Annotated in this window: 7 protein-coding genes and 1 pseudogene; 6 read left to right on the top strand and 2 right to left on the bottom strand. The window is 53.9% G+C overall.

Going from position 1 to position 9,457, the window contains the following annotated elements; translation table 11 throughout:
- Positions 1–187 precede the first annotated feature (187 nt).
- Positions 188–442, top strand: a complete 255-nt coding sequence (locus ACESY8_RS10580) for an Arc family DNA-binding protein (RefSeq protein ID WP_369847987.1) — start codon at positions 188–190, stop codon at positions 440–442.
- Positions 443–2,661: 2,219 nt separating this feature from the next.
- Here the strand turns inward: ACESY8_RS10580 and ACESY8_RS10575 are convergent.
- Entirely contained in the window at positions 2,662–4,023 is a 1,362-nt protein-coding gene (locus ACESY8_RS10575; RefSeq protein WP_054338995.1) for an ATP-binding protein, read from the bottom strand.
- The gene (locus ACESY8_RS10570; RefSeq protein WP_054338994.1) at positions 4,020–4,712 is read right to left on the bottom strand and encodes a response regulator transcription factor; all 693 of its coding nucleotides are present in this window, start codon (positions 4,710–4,712) and stop codon (positions 4,020–4,022) included. Before ACESY8_RS10570 ends, ACESY8_RS10575 begins: the two co-directional genes overlap by 4 nt.
- Positions 4,713–4,867: 155 nt before the next feature.
- Here ACESY8_RS10570 and ACESY8_RS10565 point away from each other — a divergent pair, with 155 nt between their 5' ends.
- The 5 genes and pseudogenes from ACESY8_RS10565 to ACESY8_RS10545 form a co-directional block, all read left to right on the top strand.
- The gene (locus ACESY8_RS10565; RefSeq protein ID WP_054338993.1) at positions 4,868–5,791 is read left to right on the top strand and encodes an ABC transporter ATP-binding protein; all 924 of its coding nucleotides are present in this window, start codon (positions 4,868–4,870) and stop codon (positions 5,789–5,791) included.
- Positions 5,775–6,587 (top strand): ABC transporter permease, encoded by an 813-nt coding sequence (locus ACESY8_RS10560; RefSeq protein ID WP_338154761.1) that lies wholly within the window; start codon positions 5,775–5,777, stop codon positions 6,585–6,587. Before ACESY8_RS10565 ends, ACESY8_RS10560 begins: the two co-directional genes overlap by 17 nt.
- A 13-nt stretch (positions 6,588–6,600) precedes the next feature.
- Positions 6,601–7,416 carry an ABC transporter permease gene (locus tag ACESY8_RS10555; protein WP_054338991.1) on the top strand — a complete coding sequence of 272 codons (816 nt, stop codon included), beginning with the start codon at positions 6,601–6,603 and terminating at the stop codon, positions 7,414–7,416.
- Positions 7,413–7,952, top strand: a complete 540-nt coding sequence (locus ACESY8_RS10550) for a hypothetical protein (protein ID WP_054338990.1) — start codon at positions 7,413–7,415, stop codon at positions 7,950–7,952. The genes ACESY8_RS10555 and ACESY8_RS10550 overlap by 4 nt, the downstream gene beginning before the upstream one ends.
- Before the next feature lie 368 nt (positions 7,953–8,320).
- A pseudogene (locus tag ACESY8_RS10545) lies at positions 8,321–9,346 on the top strand (recombinase family protein); the annotation flags it as partial.
- Positions 9,347–9,457 lie beyond the last annotated feature (111 nt).

The following is a 9,457-nucleotide window of genomic DNA, read 5'->3' as shown; positions in this document are numbered from 1 at the left end:
TCCTGAAGCCCTTGATATAACAAGGATTCCAGGCAAAATTGACCAACCTAATCTGAACAATGACAACAAATTCTTTAGATTAGGTTGGGTCTCTCACCAGATCGCGTCTTTAGAACAAATTATTGAAAACTACCGTAATCAATGTTAAAGGACAAAAGGCCAGCCTGCATGTCTAGATGATGAGGAAATGTTAGCCGTGTTGCCTAACAAGGTAGGGAAAGTTATGCCAAATGTGTCACACAAAAATCCGCATTTTGCTCTGCGTATCGAAGAAGCTAAAATGGATAAGCTAAAATACATAGCAGGTCATAATGGGCGTTCAGCAAATAAGGAGATTGAACAACTGATTTTGGCTCATATTGCAAGCTATGAAAGCGTACACGACCCGATTGTTTTAACAGAGGAAGACTACGATTTTATCCGCAAACGCACAAATCGATAAGGCAGGTTTGTTGTGAAAGAAAGAATGCGTCTTAGCGATCTACGGGAAGACCACGACATGTCACAGCAACCATATCCTAAGAAATGATTAGGCCGCCTGAATTTTTATAATTTAGGCGGCCCTAGTTTTGTGGTCTATTTCCAAAATAAGTATTTATTCGATAAGCGGGCTGTACGAGGGACACGGACTGGAAGATGCGGCGTATCTAGTCGTCGAAGCCATAGTAGATGATTGTGCGACTATATACCGGAGATATGAGTGAAAAAAATATAAGCGTATTTGTGTCTGATCATACACTCTCCTCCTACTATTAAAGTGTTGAGATTGATTTTACAGCGGACTGGGCTCTTAAGAGTCCAGTCCGTGTGTGCCGAACAGAAATGACGTGAAAAAAAGTCGTTGCAAATCTCTTGATGATGGCAGCGGTCTGTTCTGGCTGTTCAGATAACTGCTGTAGCTAAAGTTACAAGCATTGAAGATGTCGTAACAAGTATCGTGGAAAACTATAGTCCAAGAAGTTTTTACCGCAATTATTATTTACCGATCCAACAAGGGTTCTTCATCAGAAGCGGAAGGAGTAGCCGGCGGTGCCTCTTTCACATAGAGGCCGATGTAGCCACCAGGACAGCACGGAGCGGGCAGGGGAGAATGTACGGAGCAGCCCTAGGGAGAGCTGGTGTCCACCAGGAGAGGGAGGGTAGCCAGGAGATCTTGATATCTTCTGCTCTTATATCAGTTCCTAACATAGATAAAGAGTATAAAACGAAGGGGTAGCACTTCTAAGTGCTATCCCTTCGCGTATAGGCGCTTATTTCACAGTTATATAATGAACCCCGCCCCGGGTGGCGACAGGAGGAACATAACCGGCAGGGAAAGTGACTGTAGCAGTACAAGTGACACGGTATTCCATGCCGGATTCCAGGTCTTCTACAGTTTCGTCCATCTCCAGAGAATTAGTATTACTGTCAGAGTCGTAGAACGTCTTCTCGACCTTGCTTGTATTGTCATATACGATAATCAATGTGGTCATTTGGGGGCACGGAGAGGTTGCTTCCAAAAACGACTGCGCCCGAATCTCCCCTTCTGAAGACGACTCGGCTTTAGACACAAGAGAAACTAGAATGTCAGGCCCCTTTGCTTTAGCGGTAGGATCGGAATAAACACCAGTAGTACTTGTTTCGAACCAAGCACTGTACGGATCATCGGGGCCATCAGTGGCGGTTATCGTTCTTGTGAATGTATGGTCATCGTTTTTTCCTAAGATATACTGACTGTCGTAAGCCGCTTTAACATCGCTCGCAAGAGAGGCGTACTCGTCTGGATAGAAATGCTCTAATACGTCTCCATAGGTCGTTCACTCAGTGATGTAGAAAGCATCAGGATCGGGATCAGGAGTGGGATTCGAGGAGGCTACTGCAAATACAGAAATAGAAAGCAATGCAAAGACCAACACAAGACATAAGGGTAAGAAAACCCGCTTATGCTTTAACATGAGAAACCTCCTTGGGCTATTAAACATTATTGCAATTATATCTGGGTGGGGAGGAAAGAAAAACGATTAGATATAGTCCATGGGACCCATTCCTTCCTTTGATTTTGTCGCCATTATTATAAGCACAATCTACAAAAATGGCAATACAAAAAGGAAATCTTGCCAGGACCTCTCCTAACTATTTCAGTTCAGTTTACAATTAAATAGCCTTCTTCTAGGTAATAAAAACATCAAATAAAGTGCAGACGTTCTCTATTCATTGCTGGTCTGATGAAACAGATGAAATAAATCACGCCCCCATACGGGAGCATACAAGATTCCGATTGGGCTTATGGGGCAATCATATCGGGTAAAATAACTCCGGGCATTATAGACTTTATTCTCTCTTACGAGTCTGCTCTGTGTTCTAAAACAGGTACATATGAAAAAATGACTCCATTTTTCATGTGGTGCTGGAACCATATTTCTTCAGTTCTCATTATGGAAGAAAAATCTCAATCAAACATATGGATATCAGAAAAGGAAATATCAGGAGAACAATCAAAATCTTGTTTGGCGAAGACTGGGTTATCATACATTCATTTTAGTTATCACAAACGGTTGTTCTCCCGTAAAAGGAGTGACATCCCAAACCAGAACAAAGGGCGGGATAAACAGATATGGAGGAGAGCGGTTGTCATTGGAGGGAACGGGAGGCGGATGGCTCTTCGGGGATGTCCGCCTCTTTTCAACGCGTGTTGTATGCGGGAAATGTGATGCAGATCCCCAACCCATGCGGGCCAACTTGCCGGAACCGCACCGTTCCGCCGTGCGCCTTTACGATCTGCCACACTAGCTTGAGGCCCAGACCGTGCTCGCCGCCTTGGGTGCTGGAGACGTCCGCCTCCTGGTTCAGCGCCTCCAGTCGAGCGGCATCCATTCCAACGCCATCATCCGTCACTGTGCAGGCGCATCGCCCATCCTCCGCGCCTACCTTAACGGAGATATGGCAGCCCTGGGGATTGTGGACAATGCTGTTGCGGATCAGATTGTCCAGCATCCGCCGCAGCAGGGCGGCGTCGCCCTCTGTTCTGGCAGCGCGGCCCGGATGCTCCTCAGAAAATTCAATCTCATACTGCTCCGGTAGGCCGCTGTTGAGCACCTCGCTTACCGCCTGCCGGCCGATCTCCACCAAATCCACCGTCTCCCGGCAGATGGGCTGGAGGGCGTACTCCAGTTTGGTGGTCAGGTTCAGATCCTCCACCAGGGATTTCAGCCGCTCCCCCTGCCGCCGGATCATACCTGCCTGCCGCCGAGCCTCCGTGGGGAGAGCGTCATCGTCCTCCAGCTCGCTGGCGTAGCCCAGCACCATTGAGAGGGGGGTACGGATGTCGTGGGACACTCCGCGAATCCACTCCGCCCGGGCGTTGTCCTTTTGCATCAGGTAAGCCCCGGCCTGGTTCAGCCCCGCGTTGATCTCCGCCAGCTCCCCGTACTCGTCCAAAGACCGGTAACTGCCCCGGCTCAGGGCTTGAATACCCTGCAGGATGGGGGACATGGCTTTCTCCACCCGGCGGGTGTTCCGTAGCATCAGGAAGATCATCAGCAGCAGGTTGAACACAAAAACCACGATGGCTCCCACCAGGAACATCATCAGGGAGGGAGTCTCCATGGAAAAGTAGTATTTCACCAGGGTGTCCGGGGCAAATCCCACCACCATCAGGGCGCCGTCCTCCCGGCTCCACACTTTCACCGGGTAGTCCTGGAGATACCATCGGCTGAAGGACGCCACCTGGGCGCTGGTATAGGATCGGGGCAGTTCCTCCGGAAGACCCTGCTCCCAGACTACCGTGCCGCTCTCATCCAAAAGCATGGCCCAGGCGTCATGCTCCCGCAGCAGGGCCAGCGCCGTGCCGTCCGCCGTCCAGGTGCCGGCCTGCTCCGTCACATGGCCGGAAACCTCGCGGACAGACAACCCGTTGTCTGTCCCGCTCATGTATCCGGCGATCATGACGCTCAGGGCAAGCGCAATGTTGACCACGAAGAACAGCGTCAAAATGCCAATGGTGGAGAAAATGTAGCGCCGGAAAAACCGCTGCACCGGGTTCACGATTTCGCCCCCTTCAAATTGAGCCGGTATCCCAGCCCCTTGGCTGTCACCAGGGAGACCGGCTTGGAGGGATTTTCCTCGATCTTCTCCCGCAGGTGCCGGATGTGGGTGGAGAGGGTGCTCTCGTAGCCCTGCCAGAACTCGCCGCAGATGGTCTCGCACAGGATACCGGTAGTGACGATCCGACCGGCATTTTCATAGAGCTTCTCGAACAACTGCAACTCCTTTGCTGTTAAGGGCGCACATTCTCCATTCTTCCACACTTCCGCCTTCTCCAGATCCACCGTGGACGCCGCCAGCTCCACCGTCCGGTGTGGCTCCGGGTAAGCCCGGTGAAGGATGGCCCCCGCCCGGAGCAGCAGTTCCTTGGGCAGAAAGGGCTTGGGGAGGTAGTCATCCGCTCCGATCTCCAGCCCCTCGATGCGGTCCTCTGCCTCGCCCCGGGCGGTAAGCATCAGAATGGGCACATGGCTGGTGCGGCGGATCTCCCGCAGAACTTCAAATCCATCCATTCCCGGCATCATCACATCTAAAACGATCAGCGCCGGCTGCTGCTCACGCCAACCCCGGAGGGCTTCCGGGCCGGAGGAGGCAGTCACAAGATCGGTATATCCTGCCCGACGGAAAATCGAGCACAGCATCTCCAAAATATCCAGGTCATCGTCCACGAATAAGATTTTATATTCCATATGGTTTACCTCCCTCCATTGGCTCTATTATACCGCCAAAGCGGGGGTCTGCCCATGTCTTTCAGAAAATCTCAGAGATAAATCAAGGTTGGCTCAGCGTTATCTCAAGGTACGGGTGCTATCCTGTTGGCACAACGTAAAGGAGGGTACCGCTTATGAGCGACTGTATCATCGAAACCAGAGGACTTATCAAACGATACGGGGATCAGGTCAGCGTCTCCAACCTGGATCTCCATGTGCAGAAGGGGCGCATCTACGGTCTCTTAGGACGAAACGGAGCGGGAAAGACGACTACCATGAAGATGCTCCTGGGCCTGACTGCTCCCACATCCGGCACGGTGTCTCTCTTCGGTCAGCCGCTGAAGGGGAATGAAACGCGCATCCTGCCCCGCATTGGCAGTCTCATCGAGTCCCCGGGGTTCTACCCCAACCTGACCGGGACAGAGAATTTGCAGATCTTCGCCCGGCTCCGGGGCCTCAAGAGTCCCAACTACATCAAGAGTGCCTTGGAACTGGTGAACCTGCCCTACCGGGACAAGAAACGCTACGCCCAATACTCCCTGGGTATGAAACAGCGGCTGGCTATCGCCCTGGCGGTGATGCACGACCCGGAGCTGTTGATTTTGGATGAGCCCATCAACGGCCTGGACCCCATCGGCATTGCCGAGGTGCGGGACTTCATTCGGGCGCTGTGCGATGAGCGGGGCAAGACCATCCTGATCTCCAGCCATATCCTCTCCGAGATCGCCCTGCTGGCCGACGACATCGGGATCATCGACCACGGTGTTCTCCTGGAGGAAGAGAGCCTTGTGGAGCTGGAACAGAAAAACGGAAAAGTTCTCCGCTTTACCGTGTCCAACGCGCCGGTGGCCGCCCAGATGCTCCGGCAGGAGATGGGTGTGCGGGATGTTGCAGTGGAGAATGAGCGGGAGTTGATGGTCCGGGATCTACGCCTGGACACCGGCGCGGCGGTGCGGCGGTTCGTAGAAGCGGGGCTGGTAGTGTCCGACGCCCATCTCTACGAGGACACCTTGGAGGACTACTTCAAGCGCATCACAGGGGGTGAGGGCATTGCTTGATCTCCTGCGGTGTGAATTTGCCAAACTGCGGCGCAAGCCCCTGTTCTTTGCCGCCGCTGCCGTATCCGCCCTGCTCCCTCTGGGATGCGCCCTGTTCCTGCCGGATTTTCAGGAGTTCACCAGCGGGGCTGAGGCGGTGGACGGCATGATGTCCACCCTGTTCCAAATGAGCGCCTATCTGCTTTTGATGCCGGCCCTGGTGGTGCTGGCCTCCAACCTGCTCTTTGAGGAGCAGGACAACGATACGCTGAAAAACCTCATGACGGTGCCGGTGAGCAAACCCGCCCTGGCCATGGCAAAGATGGCCCTGCTGTTTCTCTTTGCCGTCGCCTTCATGGCGGTGGGGGGCCTGGTGATCCTGTTGATCGTACTGGCCGCCGGGTGGGAGCCGGTGGGCTTCTTGCGGCTCTTCTTTGTCGGGATCGGCCAGGGGATCATGATGTGGGCCGGGGCCCTGCCCTGTATCCTTTTGGTGGTGCTGCTGAACCGGAGCTACATCATCTCCGTGATCGTCACCTTTTTCTATACTGCCGTCAACTATATCTTCAGCATGAGCGAGATCTTTACCACACAGCCTTTCGGCTTGAACCTGGGGACGCTGCTCCCCGGACCGCTGACCTTTCGCTGGTATTTTCAGTATCTCGACTTTTCCAGCCCGAGTGCCGAGATGGCGGCCCTGCTGGAGCGAATCGGCCCCTATTTTCTGAATACCACCCAGGCGTTTCTGGTGACCGGTGTTGAGGCGGTGGTGTTTCTGGCCCTGATCGCGTTGGTCTACAAGCGCCAGGGCGTCTGAGGAGGTGCAGCATATGTGGAATATCATGCAAACGGAGTGGCGGAAGCTGCGGCGGTGCCAGATCCTGCTGGTGGGCATTGTGGCCCTGGCCCTCTGCCCGGTGGCACAGTACGGCACCCAGCTGATCGTGGACCCGGAGATCCGGGACCCCAACTTTGACTTTGTCCATCTGTTCGCCAATGTGGTGTGGGGCAATACCCAGGTGTTTCTTCCCATCTCCCTGGTGATGATCGGCGGGTGGCTAATCGACCGGGAGAATACCAACGACACGATGAAGAACCTGCTCACCGTCCCGGTGTCCTACCCAAAGCTCTTAGCGGGCAAACTGGCAGTCACCGGTCTGCTGTCTCTGCTGTTTGGCCTTTACAGCGTAGCTGTGACGGTGCTCACAGGAACGCTGGCAGGTCTTCCCGGACTGACGCCTGTGGTGATCCTTCAGCAGGGCGGACAGGTGGTGGCTGCGGCTCTGACCACCTTCCTGGTCTGTATGCCCATGATTTTGGTGTTTGGGCAGATGCGGGGCGCCTATCTGGGCGGCTCCATTCTGACCTTTTTCCTGGGATACTGCATCCTGTTTTTCAAGAGTGGGTTCCTGCTCTCCGCCTATCCCTTCTCCGCGGCGCTGGTGCTGGCTGGCTTTGATATGCAGGCATACAACGGGGCGACACAGGCCCCCAGCATCCCGCTGGCCCTCCTGGGCATGGCGGCCGTCATCGCCCTGACTGCGGTGATCCTACTGGTGTCCCGACCCAGCAACAAGGGAGTACCGGTGAAAACGAAGAAGGCCAAGGGCAGGGGCCGCCGACAGGCAGGAAGGAGGGTTCGATGAAAGAGGACTGGCCAAAGCGGGCACCGCTCCTGCTGTGCGGCCTGCTCTGCACTCTGCTGCTGCCCGGCTGTTCCGAGATGATGCAGACCCCGGCGGACGAAACAGACGCGGTATTGGGCGGCTTGGCAGAGGGGGCGGATCAGGTCACCGATGCCTTGGCGGACGTGACGGATGCAGCCCTCGGCGCCGCGGCCGACGCGACGGATGACTCGGTCAAGGACACCCTTGTAGGCACCTACGGCTCGCTGGTGGCTGTTGCCGGCTCCTGGGCGCTGACGCCGGCCCGCTCCCTCCAGGGGGAGCGTATTCCGGGCGAGGGTGAATACACCGGTACCTATGAGGCCGACTACGAGGATTTTTCCGGCACGGAGCTGCTCTTTGGCGGCACCACCCTGGACCGGGAGGCCGGGAATACAGTGGAGGTCACCTGCTCTCTTATTATCGAAGAGGGGGAAGGTCGCCGTCTTCCTACGTTCCGGCGCGGAGGAACCGGTGATCCTGCTGTCCGAGAGCGGGGATTACTACGGCACCGTTGAGGTGAGCGGCGGCAGCGCCTATATCGGAGTCTGGGGAGAAGGAGCGAGCGGGAGCGTGTCCATTCAGATTGAGTAATTGGCAGGGAAAACTCCATGCGATGCTTCAGTTCCACTACATCCCAATGATCTTGTTGGAGGAGTATATATGGATATAAATAGAGCTGGACCAAGAATGCCGATTCAGCCCTATTTTGTCTAAAAATTAGCTGCAAAAACCAGGAATATCAGGGCATTCCATAGGAATCATTTCCGTCAGCTCGTCGAGTAACTCAACATTCCAATCATTCACCTGCTACTCAAAACTTGGACCATAGTACAACCAATATTGATGGCAGTCATAGGCATTATTGTGGTTTGTATCGTAGATTATGCTGAATATCTGTATCGTGTTCGCCCAGCTTGAACGGGAAACGATACAGAAGCGGGTGACAGACGCTTACTATTCCCGCAGTCAGCGGGGCTTCAAAATGGGAGGCAAGGCTCCCTACGGCTTCCACACCGAGCCTATCAAAATGGACGGCATCAACACAAAGAAGCTGGTGGTAAACCCGGAGGAAGCGGCGAATATCCAGCTCATGTTTGAAATGTACGCCCAGCCCACAACCTCCTACAGGGACATTACCCGGTACTTTGCCGAACAGTGGATTTTGTTCAACGGCAAAGAACTGATACGCCCCACGCTGGCGCAGATGTTACGCAATCCCGTCTATGTGCAGGCAGACCTTGATGTGTACGAGTTTTTCAAAAGTCAAGGGACAGTCATTGTTAATGACGCCGCCGATTTTACGGGCATGAACGGCTGCTATCTGTATCAGGGGCGAGATGTGAAGCCCAGCAAAAAGAACGACTTGAAAGACCAAATGCTGGTGCTGGCTCCCCATGAGGGCATTGTTCCGGCTGATGTGTGGCTGACCTGCCGCAAGGAGCTAATGAACAACATGAAAATCCAGTCCGCCCGGAAAGCCACCCACACATGGCTGGCGGGAAAAATCAAGTGCGGGAACTGCGAATATGCCCTTATGAGTATTAACAACCCGGTGGGCAAGCAATATCTCCGCTGCACAAAAAGGCTGGATAACAAGAGTTGTCCGGGCTGTGGGAAAATCGTCACAACGGAACTGGAAGCGGTGATTTACCAGCAAATGGTGAAGAAGCTGGAACATCACTAGACGCTTACAGGCAGGAAGAAAGCGGCAAAGGCAAACCCGAAAATCGCCGCCCTGCAAGTGGAGCTTCTCCATGTGGACAGCGAGATTGAAAAGCTGGTAGACAGTCTGACGGGCGGCACACCTCCCGTCAGATACCTACCCTGTGTAGTCCCTTGTAAACTGTACTTTTCGTCCGTAACAGGAATAATAGGCGCGTCAAAAGGAATGTCTGCAAAGATTTCATAAACAATTTTAAAAGGGAGTGATATAACAAATATAATTATTGCCCTTGGTATAGCTTACACAGCTATACCAAGGGCATATTTCTGTTGTCGTGGGGGGGGGGGGGGGGGGGGG

Origin of the sequence: Clostridium sp. ATCC BAA-442 (genome assembly GCF_964239415.1) — a bacterium.
Classification (GTDB): domain Bacteria; phylum Bacillota; class Clostridia; order Oscillospirales; family Oscillospiraceae; genus Flavonifractor; species Flavonifractor plautii.
Note: the sequence above shows the minus strand (reverse complement) of the source record. Positions and strands in the feature narration are given on the sequence as shown.

Bases quoted from the DNA above. Each gene is read 5' to 3' on its own strand.
- ACESY8_RS10565 (WP_054338993.1), top strand. From the start codon at position 4,868: ATGAGCGACTGTATCATCGAAACCAGAGGACTTATCAAACGATACGGG.
- ACESY8_RS10555 (WP_054338991.1), top strand. From the start codon at position 6,601: ATGTGGAATATCATGCAAACGGAGTGGCGGAAGCTGCGGCGGTGCCAG.
- ACESY8_RS10570 (WP_054338994.1), bottom strand. From the start codon at position 4,712: ATGGAATATAAAATCTTATTCGTGGACGATGACCTGGATATTTTGGAG.
- ACESY8_RS10580 (WP_369847987.1), top strand. From the start codon at position 188: ATGTTAGCCGTGTTGCCTAACAAGGTAGGGAAAGTTATGCCAAATGTG.
- ACESY8_RS10550 (WP_054338990.1), top strand. From the start codon at position 7,413: ATGAAAGAGGACTGGCCAAAGCGGGCACCGCTCCTGCTGTGCGGCCTG.